We start from the raw sequence: 25,691 nt of genomic DNA, 5'->3' as shown, positions 1-25,691 counted from the left end.
GAGAAAGTATCAAGTATTGAGAGTACAAAAATACATATTCTAGTTGGATTTCCTCTTTAAGTAAATGATAGATTGCATCCCCAAGAGAATAACAAACAAATATTCCGCTGCCATAAACACAGTCAGGGAAGCATGAAAATATCCACTCAACAGATACAAATAAACCAAATATATCAAAATAGTGCTTAATTGAAAGACAAAAGCGAGTCTCGTCTTTCCCATACCGGTAACAGCGTTGACATAAACATATCCGGGCAATGCAAAAGCATAATTCAACAGCATGACTATAAAAGGATAAAAAGCCAGTCTCACCAGCTCCTCATTATTCGTATAAAATCCGATAATCCATTGGTTACCCCAAAGAGCTATACCTATCAATGGAAGCCCCACGACATACCCCAGCCTAAGAACTTTACGGCAAACGGGAAAAAGTTCTTTGCCTTCTCCCGCTCCTATCAAATTACTGACCAATGAGCCCGTGGTGGACGCAAAAGAATTGACTATTACAAAAAAGACAGTAGAAACACTACGGGTTATATTGGAAATGGCAAGTTCCGTCTTTCCCAGATGTTCGATAGCAACAAAGAACAAAAACCAGGGAGCAACGCTGATAAAAGCATGAAGCATGCTCCATACAGACAATCGCAATAGCTTCATCAACAACTTCCCATCGTAGACGACCTTCAATCCATATTTCACTTTATCTATCTTCACCCACATATATAATAGGAGTATGGCAAAAGCTCCAAACTCTGCTAAAGAAGAAGCCATAGCCGCTCCGGATATGCCCAGATTCAATTTGAATATCAGTAAATAGTTGAAAGGAATATTGATGCAAACAGCCGTAGCAGCAGCTCCGGACAGTGCTTTGGTGGTTGTGATCCCTACCAGGAAAGAGCGGAAAGCTAAAAAAGGGAATGAGAACAACAGCCCGAAACTACGCCAATCCAGATACTGAATCACCGCCTGGTAGATTTCGTCGGAAGTAATCAATTGACACAGGATCAAGGGAGAAGCCCAATGGAGCAACAGGCAAAGAATGATTGCCATTCCCGACAGAAAGTATAACCCTTGAAAAAAAGTGCGTCCTGTCTCTTTATACTGCCGTTCCCCATTTCTCCGGGCAATCATCACCTGCATCCCGATGCTGAATCCGAAGCCCAACATATAAACAGCCAAATAATAGATTCCGGCAAGTGCGGAAGCTCCCAGTTCTACCTCTCCCACGTGCCCCAGAAAAACAGCGTCGGTAATATTGATTAATTGTTCCATCAGAATGCTCATCATCACAGGAAAGTTAATGAGCCATATTTGCTTATATGTATAATTCATTGCTCAACTTAAAAATAACACGATACGGCATACCACATTCCCATGGCAGTACACAGTTTCGCAAGTTTATAAAAATGGATATAAAACTCTTTGACAGACGAGTAGTTGCCTGTCAGATAGCTGAATAGCCTTATTAGAAATGATGCTATTCGTTGAGCGTAGCTAGATACAGAGTTTCATAAATGGATGAATATTACTGGTTTCTCAATCAATTACGCAACAAAGATAAGAAATCTTATTTTCATATCCCAATGTGGTATGGTATTGGCAGATTACTTATAGTAAGGAAATGCATCAGAAGCATCAATTACGATATTAATAAATTGATTTATAAAGATATACATATTTCGAAAGTAAAAAGAATGATGATAAGATATCTTTCTCTTTTGAAAAAAGCATATCATTTTGAAAAGAGTAGTAACCAATAAATAACCAGATAACAATGAAAATTTGCAAATTCGAGAAAATAAAAGATGAAGATGAAATAAGACAGGTAATCAATTGTATTCAAAACGAACATCCTTATGTAGCTGTAGTTCCTACATTGACACCATTGCAGGAATGGTTACAGTCTATTTCCGCCAGTTGGTTTCACGAAGAAGATGAAGTTTCCCATGCCACAGTCAATATCATCGGGGAGTATTGCTGCACCCTTGCCAATCATCTACTCACAGATCCGCAACTCAATCAGGAAATGAAAACCCGGATTCAAGAATGCATAAAGAAAATACATATACTTGTGGAGGACAAAGCAGATTTCCTGATTGATAAAATGATAAAAGCCAAGGTATACGGATTATCCGGCGATTTACTTACTTATTGCTTACGTCAACAAGGACTTCGGGCCCGGACTTTAGATACCGGCAAATTTATGCAGCTCAACCTGGAAAGAAAACCGGACATTCCATATATCCAGGAATCTATCCAATCATATATCGACGAAAACCGGAATGTAGATATTTTTATCGCCCCACTTTCCATTTGCAGAAACGTGTATGGTGAAATAGACTTCATGAACGAACAACGTAATGATTACTATGCCACAGTGCTTGCCGCCCTGTTCAAAGCCGACGAAATACTTTTATCTACTCCCATCAACCATATTTATGCAAACCGGAACTGCCGGAGGGAGCAACATTCTCTTACTTATGCAGAAGCAGAACAACTGATTAACAGCGGAGTACATCTGCTCTATGCAGACTGCGTCACCCTTGCGGCACGCTCCAACATAGTTATCCGCCTGACCGACCCGCACGACCTGACAACGGAACGGCTCTATATCTCTTCTCATGACGCAGGAAACAGTGTCAAAGCCATTCTCTCACAGGATTCGGTTACTTTTGTGCGTTTCACCCCATTGAATGTATTGCCCGGCTATTTGTTTATAGGTAAAATATTGGAAGTTATCAACAAATATCAAATTAATGTCATCTCAATGGCCTCATCCAATGTATCCGTTTCAATGATATTGACAGCCAGTCGGGACACGTTACGAATCATCCAAAAGGAACTATATAAATATGCCGAAATGATTGCGGATGAAAACATGTCTGTAATACACATCATCGGCTCACTTCATTGGGAACGTACCCAAGTAGAAAGCCATATTATGGATACCATCAAAGACATCCCTATATCTCTCATTTCTTATGGGGGAAGCGATCATTGTTTCACACTATCCGTGCACAGCACATATAAAAATAAACTAATCAGTTCGCTATCCAAACAATTTCTCGAAAACCAGTGCGCGGCCTGATTCAAATAAAGTGCATCTCAAAAGTCTTGTTTCCAACTTTTGAGATGTACTTCATCCCCATATAGAGGGTGGTAAAGAGTTGTTTCTTTTTAGTCAACCACTTTATAAGGATCGGCCACCTTATAAGAAAAATATATTCAGATTTTATATTCCTCTATCTTTCGATACAGCGTAGTAAGTCCGATTTTCAACAAGCGGGCAGCTTCCGTTTTATTCCCTTTCGTATATTCCAACACACGCGCAATATGCCTGCGCTCCATTGCAGCCAGTTCAAAACCACCTGTACTATCGTCCGAACATTCATAATGAGTGTTCTGGATTTCCAAAGGAAGGTCGCAAATATCCAGTCGCCCACCTTCGCAAACAATCAGGCTACGCTCAATCACGTTTCTCAACTCACGGATATTCCCTTTCCACGGCTGTTGTTCCAGTGCTTCCAGAAAAGCAGGGGTCATCTCATTGACGGCATACGAGAGCTTTTCAGAGAAACTTTTGACGAAAGCAGTCGCAAGAATCCTGATATCACCGGTACGTTCGCGAAGCGAAGGAAGATGCACCTGAAAAACCGAAAGACGATAAAACAAGTCCTCACGGAAATGTCCGGCTTTGATCTCCTCTTGCAAATTGCGGTTAGTGGCAGCGATGATACGCACATTTACCCGTGTCGGCTTGGTATCACCTATCTTTATATATTCTCCTGTTTCGAGGATACGCAGTAACTTTGCCTGCAATTCGAAAGCCATCTCCCCGATTTCATCCAGAAAGATCGTTCCGTTATTGGCCTCTTCAAAAAGCCCTTTCTTATCTTTCAACGCACCGGTAAACGAACCAGCCTTATGTCCGAACATCTCGCTTTCGAGCAGTTCTTTGCTGAAAGACGAACAGTTGACTGCCACAAAATTCTGTTTGCTCCGCTTACTACTATAATGTATAGCTTGCGCGAAGACTTCCTTGCCCGTTCCGGTTTCCCCCGTCAGCAATACGGGAACATCTGTCACAGACACCTTCTGCGCCAAAGATACCGACTCTTTCAGCACTTTTGACTCCCCCAGGATAGAATCGAACGAATACATCTGCCCGACTTTCTTTTCTAGTTTTTCCAAACGGACATTCATTTTTGCTTTCTCTACGGCACGACTAATGAGAGGGATAATCTTGTTATTATCATCTCCTTTCGTTATATAATCAAATGCACCGTTTTTGATAGCCTGCACTCCGTCGGGGATATTGCCGTGGGCAGTAAGAAGAATCACTTCTACATTGGGAGCTATTTTTTTGATATTCAAAACTAGATCCACTCCGTTTCCATCAGGAAGAAAAACATCGCATAAAGCTACGTCGGGCGATTGAATTTCCAGTTGTCTGACAGCAGTTTTGCAATCACCTGCCTGACACACTTCATAACCCTCAAGTTCCAGCATACGAGCTAAAAGGCTGCGAATCTGAACTTCATCGTCAATAATAAGAATTTTATTCATACAATTTGTCTACATTAATATAGAAGAATGAAAAACAGGGTGCGCAAATATAGTTTTTTTATCTGAATCCATGAACATTTCTTCCATACAGTTTGTTATTTCCATAGGAAACTATTTACACTATAAACAGATGAAAATAATTATTATTGGGGGAGTTGCAGGAGGAGCCACCACTGCTGCCCGAATCAGACGAGTAGATGAAACAGCAGAAATTATCCTTTTGGAAAAAGGAAAGTATATATCATACGCCAATTGCGGCCTTCCTTATTATATAGGAGGAGTGATAGAGGAACGGGATAAATTGTTCGTGCAAACGCCCGAAGCCTTCTCTACACGCTTCCGCGTGGATGTACGTACAGAAAATGAAGCGATTTTCATTGACCGGAAAAGAAAGACAGTGACCATCCGGCAAAGCAGTGAAGACACTTATGAGGAGAGCTACGATAAATTAGTCATCTCCACCGGAGCTTCCCCGGTACGTCCTCCCCTTCCGGGAATCGACCTTAGCGGAATCTTCACGCTAAGGAATGTTACCGACACGGATCGGATCAAAGAATATATCAAGAGCCACGCTCCGCGAAAAGCCGTTATCGTAGGAGCCGGATTTATTGGTCTGGAAATGGCGGAAAACTTACATACACAGGGAGCGAAAGTGTCGATTGTGGAAATGGGCAATCAAGTGATGGCTCCTATAGACTTCTCGATGGCATCGCTCGTCCACCAGCACTTGATGGATAAAGGAGTCAATCTTTATCTGGAACAAGCTGTCGCCTCTTTTAGCCGGGAGGGAAAAGGGTTGAAAGTAACGTTCAAAAATGGTCAGTCCATTTCTGCCGATATTGTTATCCTGTCGATCGGAGTACGCCCGGAAACCAGTCTGGCACGAGCTGCCGAACTGACTATCGGCCCTGCAGGAGGTATTGCCGTGAATGATTACCTGCAAACGTCTGATGAATCGATTTATGCTATCGGTGACGCAATCGAGTTCCGCCATCCGATCACCGGAAAACCCTGGCTCAACTATCTTGCCGGACCTGCCAACCGTCAGGGACGCATCGTTGCAGACAACGTTCTCGGGGCAAAAACACCTTACGAGGGTTCTATCGGCACTTCAATCGCAAAAGTTTTCGACATGACCGTTGCTTCAACCGGTTTACCCGGCAAGCGCCTGCGCCAGGAAGAGATAGACTATATGTCGTCTACCATCCATCCCGCCTCTCATGCCGGCTACTATCCGGATGCCATGCCAATGAGTATCAAGATCACTTTCGATAAAAAGACAGGAAGATTGTACGGCGGGCAAATCGTCGGTTACGACGGAGTGGACAAACGGATTGACGAACTCGCGCTTGTCATCAAACACGAGGGAACGATCTACGACCTGATGAAAGTGGAACAAGCGTACGCTCCTCCGTTCTCTTCGGCCAAAGATCCGGTAGCACTGGCAGGATATGTAGCGGAAGACATCATTACCGGCAAAACCAATCCGGTATATTGGAGAGAGTTGCGGGACATTGAAATGGAAAATAAGTTCCTGCTGGATGTCCGCACCCCGGACGAATATTCTTTAGGCAGCTTACCGGGTGCCGTGAATATTCCGCTGGATGAGCTTCGTGACCGGCTGGCCGAACTGCCGAAAGATAAAATGATTTATACCTTTTGCGCTGTCGGGCTACGAGGGTATCTTGCTTACCGGATATTGACTCAACATGGATTTAACAAGGTGCGTAATCTCTCGGGAGGGCTGAAAACTTACCGGGCTGCCACTGCTCCGATTATCATACGCGAAGAAAATGGAAATGAAATAGACGAATCACCCGAACAACAGGGAGGTAGTCCCCAAGTTGGGCAACCTGCGGCTGCTAAGGTTTCAGATACCACGGTTACTGCCGCTGCTGCCGTCACCGCAGACACCCCTGTAAGCCCCGCTAAAACAGTTCGGGTAGACGCCTGCGGATTACAATGTCCCGGCCCGATTTTGAAAATGAAAAAAACAATGGATACACTGGCGTCAGGCGAACGGGTGGAAATCACCTCAACCGATCCAGGATTTCCGCGTGACGCTGCCGCATGGTGCAGTTCAACGGGCAATCAACTGATTTCGAGAGACAGCTCCGGAGGAAAATCTATTGTTGTCATAGAAAAAGGAGAACCAAAATCATGCAATATTGTTACTTCATGTGAGGGCAAAGGAAAAACATTCATCATGTTTAGTGATGATTTAGATAAAGCTTTAGCTACCTTTGTGCTCGCAAATGGCGCAGCTGCTACGGGACAAAAAGTCACCATCTTCTTTACGTTCTGGGGACTGAACGTCATCAAGAAGTTGCACAAACCGGAAACCGAAAAGGATATTTTCGGAAAAATGTTTGGCATGATGCTGCCTTCCAGCTCCAAAAAGCTGAAACTTTCTAAGATGAGTATGGGCGGAATAGGCGGAAAAATGATGCGGTATATCATGAACAAAAAAGGGATTGATTCACTGGAATCCCTGCGCCAGCAAGCGCTGGAAAACGGTGTGGAATTTATTGCTTGCCAGATGTCAATGGACGTGATGGGAGTCAAACAAGAAGAACTCCTGGACGAGGTGACCATTGGCGGCGTAGCAACGTATATGGAACGGGCGGATAACGCAAACGTTAATCTATTTATTTAAAAAATGAACGAATGAAATATTTAAATAATGTATGAAAACAATATGTGCAATGCGTGATGTATTCAAAGCAATAGGTAACTTTGAAACAGCATTTGAAAAAATGTACCAGATATCGCTCAATGAAGCAATGATATTGTGTGCCCTCAAAGAGGCTTCGGACAAAGTGACGGCTACCAACCTGTCCAAGCAAACCGAACTAAGCCCCTCACACACATCTAAAATGCTGCGAATACTGGAGGAAAAAGGACTGATCGTCCGATCACTCGGAAGTGAAGACCGGAGACAGATGTATTTCCATCTGACTCAATTGGGTAAACAACGGGTAACTGAACTGGAACTTGATAAGGTAGAAATACCGGATCTACTAAAACCTCTGTTTTAATAAACGGATTTTTTCAAATAAATATCTGTAAATAATAAACGGTGAGCAAACTCCCTGATAATAGGGCAGAGCACTCACCGTTTTTCTTTCCGCCGGGCCAAAGAAATATGTTAATTTTCCGGCAAAAGAAATTTCCACGCGAACCTTTTTCCACCTTTCTTGTTGTTTGTATCAAAAGCCCAAGGTACCTGGGCGTGATTTTTATATAACCTAAACATTATAAAAGATATGAAGAAATTAATTCCTATTTTATTGGCGGTCTTTGCACTCGCTTCATGTGAAAAAGACCCGGACATGGGTAAGCTGGATGACAATTATCTGGTATACACTAACTACGACAAGAAAGCCGATTTCAAAGTTCCTACATTCTATCTGGCACCCCAGATTCTGGTTATCAGTGACAGTAAAGAACCGGAATATCTCGAAGGTGAAGGCGCAGAACAAATTCTGGCAGCTTATACAGACAATATGGAAGCTAGAGGTTACGCAGCAGCACCTGACCAGGAAAGCGCAGATCTTGGTATTCAGGTAAGCTACATCGCAAGTACTTATTATTTCACCAGCTACACACAACCTGAATGGTGGTGGGGTTATCCCGGATATTGGGGCCCTGGCTACTGGGGTGGCAACTGGGGTGGTGGATGGTACTACCCGTATGCTGTAACTTATAGTTATAGTACCAATTCCTTCCTGACGGAAATGGTAAACTTGAAAGCTGAACAAGGCGACAACAAAAAACTGCCTGTTGTATGGACAAGTTATCTGACCGGATTTGAGACTGGTTCCAAAGCTGTCAACCGTACTCTTGCAGTAGAAGCTGTCAACCAATCCTTTACTCAGTCACCTTATCTTACTAACAAATAAACAACTACAACTGTTATGAAAACAAGAAAAAATATATACTTCAAGGTAGTAGCCTTAGCGGCTATTGCCATCGCCTTCGCCATGCCGGCTAAGGCACAGCTATCGGACAATGGATATGCGAATATCGACTGGCAGTTCAATGCTCCGCTAAGTAATCATTTTGCAGATAAAGCAAGCGGTTGGGGTATGAACTTCGAAGGTGGTTATTTCGTGACTCCTAACATCGGCTTGGGTCTTTTCCTCAACTATCACAGTAACCACGAATATGTAGGTCGCGAAACCTTCCAGATGGGCGCCGGTGAAGTGACTACCGATCAGCAACATACCATTTTCCAATTGCCTTTCGGTGCTGCCGCACGTTACCAGTGGAATCGTGGTGGATCTTTTCAACCATACGTCAGTGCTAAATTAGGTGCTGAATATGCTAAAATCCGTTCTAATTTCAGCATGCTGGAAGCAAGAGAAAACAGTTGGGGATTCTACGCTTCTCCTGAAGTAGGTATCAATGTATTCCCATGGGTTTACGGACCGGGCTTGCACTTTGCTTTGTACTACAGCTATGGTACCAACAAGGCTGACGTACTGCATTACAGTGTAGATGGATTGAGCAACTTCGGCTTCCGCTTGGGTGTATCCTTCTAAAAAGAACTGCAACTATCAGAATATTACGTTAATAATACAAAGAATGCCCTTCTACTTTTGCAAGTAGAAGGGCATTTCATTTGACATCCCATCCAGTCCGGAATCATTATTTCTTTTTCATCGCATCATAAATAGCTCCTTGTATTCGCTCACGAATGTGCAGTTGATTCAGCTTGCGATTTGTTACATCCGGATAAATCCGGTTGCTAAGAAATACATAGACCAGTTCATTGACCGGGTCTACCCATGCGCATGTACCGGTAAAGCCGGTATGACCGTACACTTCGGCAGGTGCGGCAGGAGCACAATTTCCTTTCTTCGGATCATCAGCATCCGGTTTGTCAAAGCCCAAGCCACGTCGGCTGATTTTTGAGGTTTCAGTAGTAAACAGCTGACAGGTTTCTTTGCTTAGATAGCGTTGACCGTCTATTTCTCCTCCATTCAGCAACATCTGATAAACACGGGCTACATCACGGGCAGTAGAGAAAAGTCCGGCATTTCCGGCCAACCCGCCAAAGAAAGCGGAAGCCTCATCATGCACAAATCCCTGCAAAGTCTCTTTACGCAAGAAACGGTCTTTGTTGGAAGGGACAATTTCCGATTTGGCAAAACGGCGTAAAGGCAAGTAGCCCGTATGCTCCAACCCCATCGGTCCGTAAAACTCACGTTGCAAATAGGCTTCCATAGGCATACCGGCCAGTTGTTCTACCAACATCCCCAACAGAATGAATCCGACATCACTATATACATAGCGTTTCTGCTTTAACGGAGCTTCTGCTATTTTCTCTTCTATCACCTTCCGGAAGGAGCGGTTTAGCCACAAGCTATCGCAGATTTGAACAGTGTAATCACCGGTCTTGACGGGAGAGACGTATTCACTTTTGAATTTGAATTTCGGATTCGCCCATGAAGCCGTTCCCAACTGTAACGGATGATGAGCGTCTTTGCGTGCGCTGAACAATCTTCCGTCATAACTATCTTTATCGATGGCTTCTTGGTAGAAAGGAATCCAAGAAGGTAAACCGGACTGATGATACAGGATTTCCTGAATCGTTATATCTTTCTTATCGGTATGTTGCAAAAACGGCAAATGATCCGAAATCTTATCTGTCAGATTGAAACGTCCCTTATCGTAGAGTTTCATGATGGCAAGCAAAGTGCCCGTCGTCTTCGAGAGGGAAGCCAGATCGTAGATATTCGTAGATTCGACACGCGGACTTCCTTTGCCCGTATAAGTGCCGAAAGACTTGTCGAACATGACATGGCCGTTTTTCAACACTACCACCTGACAACCGGGATAAGCTCCCTGGCGAATACCGTCTAATGCGATGGAATCGATGCGCTTTAGATGAGTAGAAGAAAGCCCGTATTCTTCCGGCACGAAATGCAATGGCGTCTTGGGGGTAATGGTCACTCCTGCTCCCGTTGGAAACAGTTCTCCCAAGCTTGCCGACAACTGTCCGTCTGCGGATGCCTTGGCAAATAACACATCTGCTACCTGACGCTGCACGTCTCCATTATAACTGTGCCCCAACACGACTGCCGAAGCATGAGACACGGCCCGCTGAATCTGCAACATCATCTTCCCCGGAGTAAAAAACAGATAAATAGCCGGACTTTGAGGAGCAAACTTCGCAAAGAAAGGCTGATAAGAAGCCAACCGCTGTTCGCTAATGGCTACAATGATTCGTTTATAGGTAGACAGAGAATCACGCAACCGTTGATTTTCCTCTTCTGTCTGATTGGCGCGAAGGGGAAAACGTACCAAAGATGTATAACGGGAAAGTTGTTTGGCCAATACATCGGTTTCTCCGGGATCTCCCACTTCGAGCAGTGCAATCGCCTGCTCCTTGTCTGTATGTAGGGGGAGGATATGATTCTTATTGTTCAAAACGGTTATTGCCGCTAGATTCAACCGGCGAACCAAGTCACGTGTCTGCGGACTGTTAATGCGTTGTTCCAAACCGGATAATTGTACATACGATTTCTTCTTAAGTCCCAACACATATTTATAAGTCAAGACTTTGCGGCATTTGCTTTCAATCTCTTCACGGCTTAGTTCCCCTTTTTCAACAGCTTCCAGTACGGCTGGTATCTCTTCCTTTAGGTTCCGGGGAGACAGTACCATGTCATTACCTGCTTTCAAAGCTTGCAAACTGACATTTCCATTTCCTGCCACGCCTTTCATGGCAAGTGCGTCGGTAAATATCAGGCCTTTGAACGCTAGTTCATCGGTCAGCAAATCATACACGACATTGCGGGACAAGGAAGACGGAAGTCCGCCAATAGGTTCAATCACCGGCACTTGCAAATGGCCTACCATCATACCGCCCAGTCCGGCACGGATGGCCTCTTTAAACGGATAAAGCTCCACACTATCCAGACGCTCGCGAGTGAAAGGAAGTACCGGAAGCGCTTTATGCGAATCGACATCGGTATCTCCGTGTCCGGGAAAGTGTTTGCACACAGATAACACCCCTCCACCTTCCAAACCGGAAGCATAAGCGATTACCTTATCAGCCACTTGGATAGGATCTTCTCCAAAAGAACGGGTATTGATGACGGGATTTTTAGGGTTTATATTCACGTCCGCCACCGGAGCGAAGTTTACCTGTACTCCAATCTGCCGGCATTGACGGGCAACTTCACGTCCATACTCATAAAGCAGCCGGTTGTCGCGGATACATCCCAGCACCATATTTCGCGGGAAGACAGGCGTACCACGCAGACGCATGGCCAATCCCCATTCTCCATCAAAGGTAATCATCAAAGGGACTTTGGCTTGTCGCTGCGCCCGGTTCGTCAGTTCGACCTGGTTTTGCATCTTCCCTCCGGAAAAGAGAAGGCCGCCTACTTTATAAGTGTCGATGACTTCGCGCAGCAGTTCCAAGTTTCGTTTGGTGTCTACCGGAGCAATGGTATAGATGAACAACTGACCTACCTTTTCTTTAAAGGAAAGTTTATCCATAACCGAATCAACCCAGTGCTGACAGTCCTTGTCTTGAAGGGCTTTGTACACCAGCAGAGGTTCAACGGTTGTAGCATTCTGCGCCGGACTCGAAACTGTACCGACCGCGATAAGGAATAAAAGCGTTACTATTGAGGGAATTATCTTCATTTATGTTTCAATGTCAAATCGAGACGGCCTACACGAACACCATTTTTTCCTGTGTGCATGACAGGCACCTCCTTTCCGTCCATATTCAAGTATGTTTTGGGGCCTTCCATAAATGTATGGGAGTGTCCACCCAGAATCACGTCGATATTGTGCGTGCCGGCAACCAGCTGTTCATCCATCTGGATGCCCAGATGAGACAGGCATACGACCAGATCACAACCTTCTTCCTCTTTCAACAAGGTAGCTATTTCGTTGGATACACGGATCGGGTCTTCATAAACGACTCCTTCGCATTTATTGGCCTGAATCATTCCTTCCGGCTGGGTTCCGAGACCGAACACGCCGATTCTCAAGCCATATTTCTCCAGAACGACGTAGGGCTTGACTATATCTTTTAATGCCGTAGCATCCAGATTATAGTTGGCACAAACGACCGGAAAATCAGCCATCTTGAAAATGCGGGCCATATTATCCACATCGAAATCAAACTCATGGTTACCGATCGTCATTGCGTCATAGCCCATTTCATTCATCAGTTTGACTTCCACTTCTCCGCGGAACATATTATAATAAGGTGTCCCCTGGGAAATATCTCCGCAATCGAAAAGCAATACATTCTTATGCTCTTTGCGGAACTGTTCGAGAAAAGCAGCCCGACGGACAAAACCACCTTTGTTATAATATCCGTCGCCCTTCTGATTGATAGGTTCGATACGGCTATGCACATCGCTTGTTTGTAAAATGATAACTTCTTTGGTATCCTGCGCAAAGATTGAAAAAGTGAAACTCAATGCAAGACATAGCAGGAATAATATCTGAAATCTTTTCATATTCAATATTTTTAGATTCTCCTTTTTTTATTTTATCGTAATACGTCCGTCTAGTTTGGAGGTAATCACTTTGCCTTCGGCTGTTTGTTTGCGTACATAATCAAGAAATAGTCCGCGTAAGGTAGCATTTTCGGGGCATACTCTCTTTTCTGCCTGCAGGAAAGCATCCATTCGTCCGTTTCCGTCTGCCAGATAGTCGATAGTAGCCACTGTGTAAAGCTGGTCATCTTTTAGCGGTTTTCCGGCAATAAATGCGTTCAGCAGCTTTCCGTCTTTTGTGATTTCAAGACGGACACCGCTCACTCCTTCGCCATGCAGAGACGCTATTGCTTCACAAAGATGTCTCAAGTCCGTCCCTTTCATAGTCAATACACAAAGGGAGTTCTCGAAAGGAAGAATTTCAAAAACATCTCCTACCGTGATATCTCCTTCGGGCAAGATACTACGCAAGCCGCCCATATTTACCAATCCCATATCGGCCGGTTTCCCCAATACCTGGGTTGCCGCTTGCTGTAGAACACCCGCGACAAGGTCGGATAGCAAGCTTTCAGGAACTCCTTTATCCATTTTCATCGCACTGGTGCCAATGACTTCATACATCATCGCATCCACCTTTTCCTTATAAGGTTTTAAGATTTCGGTAGCTTTCACGTTGGGATTGGTGTCCCAAACAGAATCAATCGTTATCATGCTACCCTCTACTTTGGTTACTTCATACTGTGCCGTAGTCTCGCGTGCGGTCCGGCAGGAAGTGAACAGGAAACCTCCTGCAAACGCCGCCACCATCAGATACTTTACATAAGTCTGTTTCATGTTCGCTATTTTTAGATATGCCACAAATATACAAAAACATTTGGCTATCTGGCAAATAATTCGTTACTTTGCACCGCTTTCGCGCAATCGCTGTCAAGAGAAGAGATACTTGGTATGTTGCGTTGTAACGATGAAACAATTTAATAATAACAACAATGGATTTAATTAAAATTGCAGAAGAAGCATTTGCTACCGGAAAACAGCACCCGAGCTTCAAAGCAGGAGACACTGTAACAGTGGCATATCGTATTATCGAGGGTAACAAAGAACGTGTACAGTTGTACCGTGGTGTTGTTATCAAAATCGCCGGTCACGGAGACAAGAAACGTTTTACTGTACGTAAAATGTCAGGAACTATAGGCGTAGAAAGAATTTTCCCAATCGAATCACCGGCTATCGATAGCATCGAAGTGAACAAGGTAGGTAAAGTTCGTCGCGCTAAATTGTACTACCTGCGTGCTCTTACTGGTAAGAAAGCTAGAATCAAAGAAAAAAGAGTTAACGGCTAAGCCGAACTTTTCGATTCGAAATAAAAAAGGGAACTTCATAATGAAGTTCCCTTTTTTATTGCTATTATTCCCGCAAACAATTCTCAAAGCATTCCACCATGATGAGAAAAAATACTCATCGCAATGAGTATTTTTTCTCACAGTAATGAGAAGAAATTCTCATTACTGTGAGAAAAAGCCCTTTCCTGAATAGGCTGGCAGCGAGGAAGAATATAAAACAAAGCCCCGAAAGTCATAAACTCCCGAGGCTTCATCACCTTTATTATAATAATGATATATTATTCTTTCAAATCTTTCAGTTCCCAAGCCAATGCACTGGCACCCAGTACAGCAGCATCAGAATCCTTCAATTCGGAAACAAGCAATTTCGTCTTACCTTTATAGATATTCAGGATATTATCATCAATTGCCTTCTGAATCGGTTTCATTATATAGTCACCGGACTTGGCCAAGCCACCGAACAATACAATTGCCTCAGGACTGGAGAATGCAATAGCGTCTGCCAAAGCTTCACCCAAAATATTACCTGTAAATTCGAAGATTTCCTGTGCCAGTTTATCTCCTTGTACAGCTGCATCATACACATCTTTTGAAGTGATGTTTTCTGCAGGAATATTACGAAGCAGGCTAGCATCCGTACGAGCGGCAAGGAATTCGCGAGCTGTGCGAGCCACACCGGTAGCCGAACAGTAAGTTTCCAGACATCCCTTACGGCCACAACCGCAAAGACGACCATCGCGACGAGCGATCACGTGTCCTAATTCACCTGCAAAACCGTCATGTCCATACACCATCTGACCGTTGATAACAATACCACTACCCACACCGGTACCCAGTGTAATCATGATAAAGTCTTTCATACCACGGGCAGCGCCATAAGTCATTTCACCAATAGCTGCAGCATTTGCATCGTTTGTCAAAGCAGTGGGGATACCCAGTCTCTCTTCAAACATGGCAGCCAACGGAAGAATTCCCTTCCAAGGCAAGTTTGGAGCAAACTCAATCGTTCCCGTGTAATAGTTACCATTCGGGGCACCGATACCGATACCTCTGATTTTATCAACGCCACCATTAGCAATAATCAATGGAAGCAGACTTTTACACACTTCATCAGCGTATTCTTCTACTGTGGGATAACCAGATGTTTTAATTGAACTGCTGGCAATAATAGTTCCGCGTGCGTCTACAATTCCAAAGACGGTATTTGTTCCGCCTATGTCAATACCTACTACGTAGGGTTTTTCCATGTTTGAATTCATGATACTTTTATTTAAAAGGGTTAGTTAATTACAAAGTTTACTGCACACAAATTACGTAAAGAAGATTGAGTCTACAAAATGTTTTTTGAAAAAAGTTCAACCTATTTGCAACTTTTCGTATCTTTCGCACGTCTAACAATAGAAAATTATCAGAAAACAAGAACTAAATAAAGAAAATTGTGATACAACTAACGAATATCAACAAGACCTACAACAACGGAGCGCCTCTCCATGTACTTAAGGGTATTAATCTCAACATCGAACAAGGAGAATTTGTTTCCATCATGGGGGCATCCGGGTCTGGGAAATCAACTTTACTCAATATATTGGGAATTCTCGACAACTACGATACCGGAGATTATTATCTGAATAACGTACTCATCAAGAACTTAAGCGAAACCAAAGCTGCCGAATACCGGAACCGTATGATCGGATTTATCTTCCAGTCGTTCAATCTGATTTCCTTTAAAGATGCCGTAGAGAATGTAGCACTTCCTTTATTTTATCAAGGAATAAGCCGCAAGAAACGAAATGCACTTGCCTTGGAATATCTCGACCGTCTGGGTTTAAAAGACTGGGCACATCACATGCCCAACGAAATGAGTGGCGGTCAGAAACAACGTGTGGCAATCGCACGGGCTTTAATCACCCAACCGCAAATCATTCTGGCAGATGAGCCGACGGGGGCTTTGGACAGTAAAACGTCTGTGGAAGTAATGCAGATTCTGAAAGATCTCCATAAACAGGGAATGACGATTGTTGTTGTCACCCACGAAAGCGGAGTTGCCAACCAAACAGACAAGATTATACATATCAAAGACGGAATCATCGAACGCATTGAAGATAATATCGATCACGACGCTTCTCCTTTCGGAAAAGACGGGATCATGAAATAAGTATGAAGTAATAAGTATTAATTCCATGTGGTCGCAGCACAGCCTAATACTTAATACCTAATACTTACCTATCACTTAATACTTAAAAAAATGATTGATATTTGGCAAGAAATATACAGTACCATCAAGCGTAACAAGCTAAGAACTTTTCTCACAGGATTTGCTGTGGCATGGGGTATCTTTATGCTGATCGTCCTGTTAGGCGCAGGCAACGGATTGATCCATGCATTCGAGCAATCGGCTTCCGAACGTGCCATGAACTCCATCAAGATTTTTCCGGGATGGACCAGCAAATCATACGATGGACTGAAAGAAGGAAGACGAGTGCAACTGGATAATAAAGACGTAGATGCCACCGACCATTATTTTCCGGACCATGTCATTAAAGCCGGGGCAACTGTGTGGCAAGGAAGTATTAATTTAAGCTTCGGACAAGAATACGTCAGTTTGAATCTTTCCGGCGTATATCCCAACCATACGGAAGTAGAAGTGGTGAAACTCTTCAAAGGACGTTTCATCAATGAAATCGATATTAAAGAGCGCCGGAAAGTAATTGTGCTCCATAAAAAGACCGCAGAGATTCTTTTCGATAAAACTCATACCGAACCTATCGGGCAGTTTGTCAATGCCAGCAATGTGGTTTATCAGGTAGTAGGGCTTTATAATGATAAAGGAGACAGCGGAGACAGCGACGCTTACATCCCCTTCACCACCCTGCAAACGATTTACAACAAAGGAGACAAGCTGAACAACCTTGTCATGACTACCAAGAACCTGGAAACGGTAGAAGCGAATGAAGCATTTGAGACTCATTACCGCAAGGTACTGGGGGCCAATCATCGCTTTGACCCGACAGACCATAGTGCTATCTGGATTTGGAACCGGTTTACCAACTACTTGCAACAGCAGCAAGGCTCGAACATGCTACGTATCGCTATCTGGGTAATTGGTATCTTCACGCTGTTGAGCGGAATTGTAGGAGTTTCCAACATCATGCTGATTACCGTAAAAGAACGTACCCGTGAATTCGGTATCCGTAAAGCTCTGGGCGCCAAGCCGATTTCTATTCTTTGGCTGATTATCGTAGAGAGTGTCACCATTACCACGATATTCGGATATATAGGTATGGTGGCGGGTATCGGAGTGACCGAATGGATGAATAACGCCTTTGGCAATCAGACAATGGATACCGGAATGTGGACGGAAACTGTTTTCCTGAATCCGACAGTAGATATAAGAGTCGCCATACAGGCTACACTCACATTAATAATAGCTGGTACGTTAGCCGGATTATTCCCTGCCCGAAAAGCAGTCAGCATCCGGCCAATCGAAGCACTTAGAGCAGATTAAGACTATGAGAATAGACATGGATACCTGTGAGGAAATCCTCATTACCATTACAAGAAATAAAACGAGAAGCCTGCTGACTGCATTCGGTGTTTTCTGGGGAATCTTTATGCTTGTCGCCCTGATCGGCGGCGGACAAGGACTGGAAGGCATGATGAAAAAGAACTTTGAAGGATTCGCGACCAACTCCGGCTTCCTTGCCGCACAGAAAACGGGTGAAGCTTACAAAGGGTTCCGCAAAGGCAGATGGTGGAATCTGGAAGCTATCGACATCGAGCGTCTCCGCTCGAAAGTCAAAGATGTGGAGGTCATTACTCCTTCCATTGCCCGTTGGGGTTCCAAAGCCGTATACGAAGATAAGAAATACGATTGCAGCGTGAAAGGATTATATCCGGACTATCTCCACATCGAATCACAAGAAATGGCCTACGGCAGGTTTATCAACGAAGTGGATATACAGGAAGCGCGTAAAGTGTGCGTTATCGGAAAGCGTATCTATGAAAGCCTGTTCAAACCGGGAGAGGATCCTTGCGGTAAATACATACGTGTGGACGGAATTTATTATCAGGTGATCGGTATGTCTTCTTCCGAGGGGGACATGAACATACAGGGACGGGCTTCGGAAGCTGTCACCCTGCCTTTCACCACGATGCAGCAAACGTATAACTTAGGGGGACGGATCGATGTCATCTGCTTCACCGTGAAGCATGGAATCAAAGTGTCCGACGTACAACCGGAAATGGAACAGATTATCAAAGCTGCGCATTATATCGCTCCCAATGATAAACAAGCACTTATGTACCTGAATGCGGAAGCGATGTTCTCGATGGTAGACAATCTGTTTACCGGTATCAACATACTGGTTTGGATGGTAGGATTGGGGACTCTGCTGGCAGGTGCCATCGGCGTATCTAATATTATGATGGTAACCGTGAAAGAACGTACCACCGAAATTGGTATCCGCCGGGCAATCGGCGCACGCCCCAAAGATATCCTGCAACAGATTCTCTCGGAAAGTATGGTGCTTACCACCATTGCAGGAATGTGTGGAATCTCTTTTGCCGTCATGGTGTTGCAACTGGTAGAGATGGGAACAAACGCCGACGGAGGAGACGTCCGTTTTCAGGTTACCTTCGGACTGGCAATCGGCACTTGCGCCCTTCTGATCGCATTGGGAATGTTGGCAGGTCTCGCACCTGCTTACCGGGCTATGGCTATCAAACCGATTGAAGCTATCCGCGACGAATAAAGAGGTGCAAGAGATTTCAATCATCAATCGTAAATAATAAAATCATAAATAAAGTCATGAAAAAGTATCTGAAAATCACATTATTGGTAGTCATTGCTATCATTCTTGTCGGAACATTCGTATTCCTGTATCAGAAGTCTAAACCCAAGGTAATCACTTACGAAATAGTAAAACCGGAAATCACTGATCTCCAAAAGACCACAGTAGCTACCGGAAAGGTGGAACCGAGAGACGAAATTTTAATCAAACCGCAGATTTCGGGTATTATCGACGAAGTGTACAAAGAAGCCGGACAAGCGGTGAAGAAAGGGGAAGTTATCGCCAAAGTAAAAGTAATCCCTGAACTCGGTCAACTGAATTCAGCAGAAAGCCGTGTGCGCCTGGCAGAGATTAATACCACACAGGCAGAAACGGATTTTGCCCGCGTGAAGAAGTTGTACGAAGATAAACTAATCAGCCGGGAAGAATACGAGAAGAGTGAAGTAGCCTTGAAGCAGGCTCGTGAAGAGAGACAAACGGCTAAAGATAATCTGGAAATCGTAAAAGAAGGGATTACCAAAAACAGCGCATCGTTCAGTAGTACGATGATTCGTTCTACCATTGACGGATTGATTCTGGATGTACCTGTAAAAGCCGGTAATTCCGTGATTATGAGTAACACGTTTAATGATGGAACCACGATTGCTACGGTGGCCAACATGAACGACATGATTTTCCGTGGTAACATTGATGAAACGGAAGTGGGACGTATCCACGAACAAATGCCGATCAAGCTGACAATCGGAGCTTTGCAGAATCTGACTTTCAACGCCATTCTGGAATATATCTCTCCGAAAGGGGTAGAAACCAACGGTGCCAACCAGTTTGAAATCAAGGCTGCGATTACCATTCCGGATTCCGTTCAGATTCGTTCCGGATATTCGGCTAATGCGGAAATCGTGTTGCAAAGGGCAAATCAAGTATTGGCAGTGCCCGAAAGCACTATTGAGTTTAATGGCGACTCTACATTTGTGTACATCATGACAGATTCAGTGCCCGAACAAAAGTTCCAGCGTACACAGGTGACTGCCGGTATGAGTGATGGAATCAAGATAGAAATCAAGAAAGGAATAACTGCACAAGACAAAATAAGGGGTGCAGAGAAAAAAGACAAATAATTGAATTCAATGAAAATAATTCGTAAAACCATATCAGCTCTTCTGCTTGCCGGGATCGGAATCACTTCTATCCAAGCGCAGAACAACTCTCCGCAAGCATGGACATTGCGGCAATGTATTGACTATGCCATCGAGCATAATATAGAGATTCGTCAATCGGCCAACAGTGTTGAAGCCAATAAAGTGAGTGTAAACACTAGCAAATGGGCACGCCTTCCGAATTTGAGCGGCAGCGCCAGCCAAAACTGGAGTTGGGGACGTACTGCTTCTCCGATAGATAACTCGTATAGTGACATTAACAGTGCCAATACCAGTTTCAGCTTGGGAACCAACGTACCTATATTTACCGGTTTGCAGTTGTCTAATCAATATTCACTTGCCAAGTTGGATTTAAAAGCCGCTATAGAAGATTTGAATAAAGCCAAAGAAGACATTGCGATTAATGTCACTTCTGCTTATTTGCAGGTTTTATTCAACCAAGAATTAAGTAAGATTGCTCATAATCAGGTAGATTTAAGCAAAGACCAGCTTAAGCGTATCCAAGGACTTCACGGAGTAGGTAAAGCATCCCCTTCTGAAGTGGCTGAAGCGCAAGCCCGTGTTGCGCAAGACGAAATGACTGCTGTACAATCAGACAATACGTACAAGTTGTCATTATTAGACCTCACCCAACTTTTGGAATTACCTACGCCTGAAGGATTCGTGCTTGAAAGTCCTAAGGAAGAACTAGAGTTCGCCCCCCTCACTCCACCGGATGATATATACACACAGGCGCTTGCTTACAAACCAAGTATTAAGGCTGCAGAATACCGTTTACAAGGTAGTCTTAATAGCATTCGTATTGCTCAAAGTGCATTCTATCCACAATTATCCTTCAGCGCCGGTTTAGGTAGTAATTATTATACGGTGAGCGGAAGATCTGAAAACAGCTTCGGCAGTCAGATAAAGAACAACCTGAATAAGTATGTAGGGTTCAACTTGAGCATTCCGATCTTTAATCGTTTTTCTACACGAAACCGGGTACGCACCGCTCGTTTACAACAAATAGACTTATCTTTGAGATTGGATAACAGTAAAAAAATCCTTTATAAAGAAATTCAACAGGCTTGGTACAATGCTCTGGCTGCTGAAAGTAAGTATAACTCCAGTGAAGTGGCAGTGAAAGCCAATGAGGAGTCTTTCCGCTTGATGAGCGAAAAGTTCAATAACGGCAAAGCTACCTTTGTAGAATATAATGAAGCCAAACTTAATCTGACGAAAGCTCTTTCGGATAAGTTGCAAGCGAAATACGACTATCTGTTCCGGACTAAAATTCTGGATTTCTACAAAGGACAAGTCATTGAATAAAAAGAAATATATTTGAGTTTAGTTATAGTAGTTCCTTAAAACATATCCGTTGGTTCATTCGTTATTATAGAAAGAACTAACGGATATGAAGTATTTTATCATCATAGTGATCGTAATGATTAGTAATACATTTTTAGGAGTTGCTAAACCAATGAAAAATCAAGCTGAAATCTATTTTGCAGGAGGATGTTTCTGGGGAACAGAACATTTCCTGAAACAAATTCGAGGAGTAGAAAGTACTCAGGTAGGATATGCCAACAGCAACGTTGCCAATCCGAATTATGAACAGGTCTGTTCAGGAAAAACCAATGCTGCGGAAACAGTAAAGGTGGTTTATGATCCTAAAACGGTAGATTTAAATCTGCTGCTTGATCTGTATTTCAAGACAATTGACCCTACCAGCCTCAACCGTCAGGGTAATGATCGGGGAACACAGTATAGAACCGGAATTTATTATATAAATAAAGAAGATCTTCCTGTTATTAACCAGGCTATTAAACTATTGTCTGCACAATATAAGACTCCTATCGTCCTAGAAGTGAAACCATTGACTAATTTCTATCCCGCAGAGACTTATCATCAGGACTATCTGGATAAAAATCCGGGAGGATACTGCCATATCAATCCAGCTTTATTTGAAATGGCACGCAAAGCCAACGCACCGAAAACAAAAGTGTATCAAAAACCAGATGACTCAACCCTCCGTAAGAAACTGTCGGCAGAACAATATGCCGTAACCCAGAAGAATGCCACCGAACCGGCCTTCCACAATGAATACTGGAATGAGCATCGTCCCGGTATTTATGTTGATATTACCACCGGAGAGCCTTTGTTTGTCTCTACCGACAAGTTCGATTCGGGTTGTGGCTGGCCTAGCTTTTCCAAACCGATTCAAAAAGATATCATCGCAGAGAAGAAAGATACCTCGCATGGTATGATACGTACGGAAGTACGCAGTAAAACCGGGGATGCGCATTTGGGACACGTATTCACAGATGGCCCGAAAGAGAAAGGCGGATTACGTTATTGCATCAATAGCGCCTCCCTTCGTTTTATCCCGAAAGAGAAAATGAAAGAGGAAGGTTATGAAGAGTATTTGCCACTCGTTAAATAGGTATCGAAAAGTAATATAAATCAATAAAATAGTTTATCTGATAAACAAAACGGTGGATTATCCAATGAGGAAATCCACCGTTTTTTAATGCAGTTAAATTAAAAGAGAGAGAAGGAGTTTCACAACTCCTATTTATTTTTATCTGCTGGCGGTCAGCAGAGTTGCTTCATTCGTTGCGGGAGTAGCTACGTTCATAGCCCAATTCACACCGGATTCTTCAATCCACTTATCATTCCATTTATAGTTCATATAAGCTACCGGCATATTAGCGTCGTTCAATTCGTACACGCTCTTTTCAACAGCTGCATCGTAAGCTCTGTGAGAGTCATTCCAACGTGCGTATACCAAAGTGATTTCATTAGAAGAATAAGTATAATCAATCTTGAAGTACGGCAGCCATTTGTCAGTGGAAGCGTCCCATTTGAAAGCCTCTTTGGTAGCCATTCTCTTCTGATCGTCATAGGTAAAATCATATTTCATGTGACGATAAAGAGAACCATCCAATCTGTAAATCACTTTCGATACAACGAGATCATCTACTTTTTCTTCATTAGTAATGAAGTTATTGTTTTGTGCTTTCACTGTTGCATTAGAAATACCCGCAAATACCATAGCAACTAAAACGATCATTCTGAATAATACTGTAGTTTTCATAATTGTATATTTTTTATTTGTTCAACATTCAGTTTTTTGTTCTTCTGTTTATTAGACGGCTCAAGTGTCTCAAACGGTTGCAGCATTCTGAACTTTTTTCATTTTTCTTCGTTGTCCGCTTGCGACTATAGATATGCAACGAGCGTGCCAAAAAGATAACAAGCTAATAATCAGAAAGATTACAAACAGAGTGGTGTACGAAAATGAACAGTTGTACGCTTAGAATCGAACAACTAATAAAAAAAACAGTTTATATACCACGAAACAGAATATTGTCTACCTTTGCACCCGATAAATTATCAAAATCAAACGATGAAAAAGAACAGTAAGAAACATATTCTTCTGCTGTCAGCCAGTGGAGGTATACTCATCTGTCTCATCAGTATTTATTTAAGTCGCAACGCTCTCTTAAGAAGCATAGTCGACAAACGTACATTTCATATTGAACAAACTCACGGGCTACGTATTCATTACGATAATCTGGAAATGAATGGATTGGATGAAATCATCCTCGAAGGTCTCTCTGTTGTACCCGAACAACGGGACACATTACTGACACTCACATCCACCCGTGTCAAACTGAACTTCTGGAAATTACTAAGCAGAAAAATAAAAATACGTTATGTAGCCGCAGATGGAATTACACTTGCATTCACTAAGCGGGATTCCATCGCCAACTACGATTTCCTTTTTAGAAAGAGACCAGAATATCTCACTCGAACGTCGCCACAAACGGACACCCAAACAAATTACGCAGAAAGAATCAACAAAATATTAAATTTATGTTATGGTTTTATGCCCGAAAACGGACAACTAAACAATATCTGTATCACAGAAAGAAAGGACAATAATTTTGTATCTCTCACTCTTCCCTCTTTTATCATTAAAGAAAATCATTTTCAATCCGTCATCACCATACAAGAAGACAGTTTAGCACAGCATTGGATAGCCGATGGTGAACTGCACCAACATTACAACTCATTAAAAGCAACGCTTTATTCATCTGATTCTCTAAAAGTTTCCATACCTTATATAACACGTAGATATGGTGCTAAGATAACCTTTGATACTTTATCGTATAGCCTGAAAAAAGAAATTGGGCCTTCCAAACAAATCTATCTCAAAGGAAAAGCGAGAGTGAACGGACTGGACGTATTTCATAAAGCCCTCTCTCCTGAAATCATTCATCTCGATCGCGGACAGCTCTGTTACGAGATGAATATAAACGGACACTCATTTGAATTGGACAGTACTACCATTGTTGACTTCAACAAACTCCAGTTCCATCCTTATTTACGTGCCGAGAAGGAAAAAGGAAACTGGCATTTCACTGCGGCAGTCAACAAATCCTGGTTTCCGGCAGACGACCTGTTCAGTTCTCTGCCAAAAGGATTATTCAGTAATCTGGAAGGTATCAAGACAAGTGGCGAGCTGGCTTATCATTTTCTGTTAGATATTGATTTTGCGCAACTGGATAGTCTCAAACTGGAATCTGAATTGAAAGAAAAAGATTTCCGTATCATAAGCTACGGAGCTACTTCACTCTCCAAGATGTCCGGTGAGTTCATTTACACAGCTTATGAGAATGGAGTGCCGGTACGAACCTTCCCTATCGGTCCTTCATGTAAACACTTTACCCCTTTGGACAGCATTTCCCCCATTCTAAGAATGTCTGTCATGCAAAGCGAAGATGGAGCATTCTTTTATCATCGCGGTTTCCTGCCCGATGCCTTACGGGAAGCACTGATTTACGACCTGCAAGTGAAACGCTTTGCACGAGGAGGAAGTACGATCACCATGCAACTGGTAAAGAATGTATTCCTGAACCGTAACAAAAACTTTGCGCGTAAGCTGGAAGAGGCATTGATTGTGTGGCTGATAGAGAATGAAAGATTAACTTCCAAAGAACGTATGTACGAAGTATATCTGAATATTGTAGAATGGGGACCGCTCGTTTATGGTATTCAGGAAGCTTCTGCTTACTATTTCAAGAAACGCCCTTCGCAACTGACCACGGAAGAAAGTATTTTCCTGGCTTCCATCATCCCGAAACCCAAACATTTCCGTAGTTCTTTTGCAGAAAGCGGACAATTAAAGGATAATATGGAAGGTTATTACAAGCTGATTGCAAAACGTCTTGCACAGAAAGGAGTAATAAGTGAAATCGAGGCGGATAGTATCCGCCCCGATATCCAAGTTACGGGCGACGCCCGGAATAGTCTAGCCGGTGAAAAACCGGAGTCTAGTTCTCCTTCCGCTGAGGAGCAATGAGATTGATATAAATAATA

At 43.2% G+C, this 25,691-nt stretch carries 20 protein-coding genes; 13 read left to right on the top strand and 7 right to left on the bottom strand.

Features of this window, described 5'->3' with window-relative positions; all coding sequences use genetic code 11:
* Positions 1-39: 39 nt before the first annotated feature.
* Positions 40-1,332, bottom strand: coding sequence for an MATE family efflux transporter (locus tag I2I04_RS21580; protein WP_195655849.1), 1,293 nt, complete (start codon positions 1,330-1,332; stop codon positions 40-42).
* Between the two features lie 442 nt (positions 1,333-1,774).
* Here I2I04_RS21580 and I2I04_RS21575 point away from each other — a divergent pair, with 442 nt between their 5' ends.
* Positions 1,775-3,088 (top strand): aspartokinase, encoded by a 1,314-nt coding sequence (locus tag I2I04_RS21575; protein WP_195655848.1) that lies wholly within the window; start codon positions 1,775-1,777, stop codon positions 3,086-3,088.
* A gap of 137 nt (positions 3,089-3,225) precedes the next feature.
* On the opposite strand, the gene I2I04_RS21570 is transcribed toward I2I04_RS21575, so the two are convergent.
* Complete coding sequence (locus tag I2I04_RS21570) at positions 3,226-4,566, bottom strand: sigma-54-dependent transcriptional regulator (protein ID WP_143260243.1); 1,341 nt, start codon at positions 4,564-4,566, stop codon at positions 3,226-3,228.
* A gap of 130 nt (positions 4,567-4,696) precedes the next feature.
* On the opposite strand from I2I04_RS21570, the gene I2I04_RS21565 reads away from it, so the two are divergent.
* The 4 genes from I2I04_RS21565 (at position 4,697) to I2I04_RS21550 (ending at position 9,110) form a co-directional block, all read left to right on the top strand.
* On the top strand, positions 4,697-7,222 hold the full coding sequence (locus I2I04_RS21565) for an FAD-dependent oxidoreductase (protein WP_195655847.1): 2,526 nt from the start codon (positions 4,697-4,699) through the stop codon (positions 7,220-7,222).
* 31 nt (positions 7,223-7,253) lie between these two features.
* The gene (locus I2I04_RS21560) at positions 7,254-7,604 is read left to right on the top strand and encodes a MarR family winged helix-turn-helix transcriptional regulator (RefSeq protein WP_143260241.1); all 351 of its coding nucleotides are present in this window, start codon (positions 7,254-7,256) and stop codon (positions 7,602-7,604) included.
* A 228-nt stretch (positions 7,605-7,832) separates the two neighbouring features.
* Entirely contained in the window at positions 7,833-8,468 is a 636-nt protein-coding gene (locus I2I04_RS21555) for a DUF4136 domain-containing protein (protein WP_143260240.1), read from the top strand.
* A gap of 15 nt (positions 8,469-8,483) precedes the next feature.
* Entirely contained in the window at positions 8,484-9,110 is a 627-nt protein-coding gene (locus I2I04_RS21550; RefSeq protein WP_004296194.1) for a porin family protein, read from the top strand.
* A gap of 106 nt (positions 9,111-9,216) precedes the next feature.
* Here I2I04_RS21550 and I2I04_RS21545 read toward each other — a convergent pair whose 3' ends face one another.
* From I2I04_RS21545 to I2I04_RS21535, 3 genes are read right to left on the bottom strand one after another with little or no spacing between them, the layout of a single operon-like run.
* Positions 9,217-12,228, bottom strand: coding sequence for a glycoside hydrolase family 3 N-terminal domain-containing protein (locus I2I04_RS21545; RefSeq protein ID WP_195655846.1), 3,012 nt, complete (start codon positions 12,226-12,228; stop codon positions 9,217-9,219).
* On the bottom strand, positions 12,225-13,058 hold the full coding sequence (locus I2I04_RS21540; protein ID WP_074558605.1) for a bifunctional metallophosphatase/5'-nucleotidase: 834 nt from the start codon (positions 13,056-13,058) through the stop codon (positions 12,225-12,227). Before I2I04_RS21540 ends, I2I04_RS21545 begins: the two co-directional genes overlap by 4 nt.
* Before the next feature lie 27 nt (positions 13,059-13,085).
* On the bottom strand, positions 13,086-13,871 hold the full coding sequence (locus I2I04_RS21535) for a 5'-nucleotidase C-terminal domain-containing protein (protein WP_143260238.1): 786 nt from the start codon (positions 13,869-13,871) through the stop codon (positions 13,086-13,088).
* A gap of 155 nt (positions 13,872-14,026) precedes the next feature.
* Here I2I04_RS21535 and rplS point away from each other — a divergent pair, with 155 nt between their 5' ends.
* Positions 14,027-14,380 (top strand): 50S ribosomal protein L19, encoded by a 354-nt coding sequence (gene rplS / locus I2I04_RS21530; protein WP_008026232.1) that lies wholly within the window; start codon positions 14,027-14,029, stop codon positions 14,378-14,380.
* Between the two features lie 278 nt (positions 14,381-14,658).
* Here rplS and I2I04_RS21525 read toward each other — a convergent pair whose 3' ends face one another.
* Positions 14,659-15,639, bottom strand: a complete 981-nt coding sequence (locus I2I04_RS21525) for an ROK family protein (protein ID WP_004315007.1) — start codon at positions 15,637-15,639, stop codon at positions 14,659-14,661.
* 179 nt (positions 15,640-15,818) lie between these two features.
* On the opposite strand from I2I04_RS21525, the gene I2I04_RS21520 reads away from it, so the two are divergent.
* The 6 genes from I2I04_RS21520 (at position 15,819) to msrB (ending at position 22,749) form a co-directional block, all read left to right on the top strand.
* Entirely contained in the window at positions 15,819-16,535 is a 717-nt protein-coding gene (locus I2I04_RS21520; RefSeq protein WP_143260237.1) for an ABC transporter ATP-binding protein, read from the top strand.
* A gap of 90 nt (positions 16,536-16,625) precedes the next feature.
* Positions 16,626-17,885: an ABC transporter permease gene (locus I2I04_RS21515; RefSeq protein ID WP_195655845.1), complete on the top strand. Its 1,260-nt coding sequence runs from the start codon at positions 16,626-16,628 to the stop codon at positions 17,883-17,885.
* A 4-nt stretch (positions 17,886-17,889) separates the two neighbouring features.
* Positions 17,890-19,131: an ABC transporter permease gene (locus I2I04_RS21510; protein ID WP_195655844.1), complete on the top strand. Its 1,242-nt coding sequence runs from the start codon at positions 17,890-17,892 to the stop codon at positions 19,129-19,131.
* Between the two features lie 56 nt (positions 19,132-19,187).
* Positions 19,188-20,288 (top strand): efflux RND transporter periplasmic adaptor subunit, encoded by a 1,101-nt coding sequence (locus I2I04_RS21505; protein WP_195470583.1) that lies wholly within the window; start codon positions 19,188-19,190, stop codon positions 20,286-20,288.
* A 9-nt stretch (positions 20,289-20,297) separates the two neighbouring features.
* Positions 20,298-21,635 (top strand): TolC family protein, encoded by a 1,338-nt coding sequence (locus tag I2I04_RS21500; protein ID WP_143260234.1) that lies wholly within the window; start codon positions 20,298-20,300, stop codon positions 21,633-21,635.
* A gap of 85 nt (positions 21,636-21,720) precedes the next feature.
* Positions 21,721-22,749, top strand: a complete 1,029-nt coding sequence (gene msrB / locus I2I04_RS21495; protein WP_143260233.1) for a peptide-methionine (R)-S-oxide reductase MsrB — start codon at positions 21,721-21,723, stop codon at positions 22,747-22,749.
* Between the two features lie 138 nt (positions 22,750-22,887).
* On the opposite strand, the gene I2I04_RS21490 is transcribed toward msrB, so the two are convergent.
* Entirely contained in the window at positions 22,888-23,403 is a 516-nt protein-coding gene (locus tag I2I04_RS21490) for a DUF3836 domain-containing protein (protein ID WP_195470581.1), read from the bottom strand.
* A 312-nt stretch (positions 23,404-23,715) separates the two neighbouring features.
* Here I2I04_RS21490 and I2I04_RS21485 point away from each other — a divergent pair, with 312 nt between their 5' ends.
* Positions 23,716-25,674, top strand: a complete 1,959-nt coding sequence (locus I2I04_RS21485; RefSeq protein ID WP_195655843.1) for a biosynthetic peptidoglycan transglycosylase — start codon at positions 23,716-23,718, stop codon at positions 25,672-25,674.
* The last annotated feature ends 17 nt before the right edge of the window (positions 25,675-25,691 follow it).

The sequence above is a fragment of the Bacteroides sp. 1001136B_160425_E2 genome (assembly GCF_015559655.1).
Taxonomy (GTDB): Bacteria; Bacteroidota; Bacteroidia; order Bacteroidales; family Bacteroidaceae; genus Bacteroides; species Bacteroides luhongzhouii.
The sequence above is the reverse complement of the archived record's forward strand: the minus strand, read 5'-3'. Positions and strand labels throughout refer to the sequence as shown.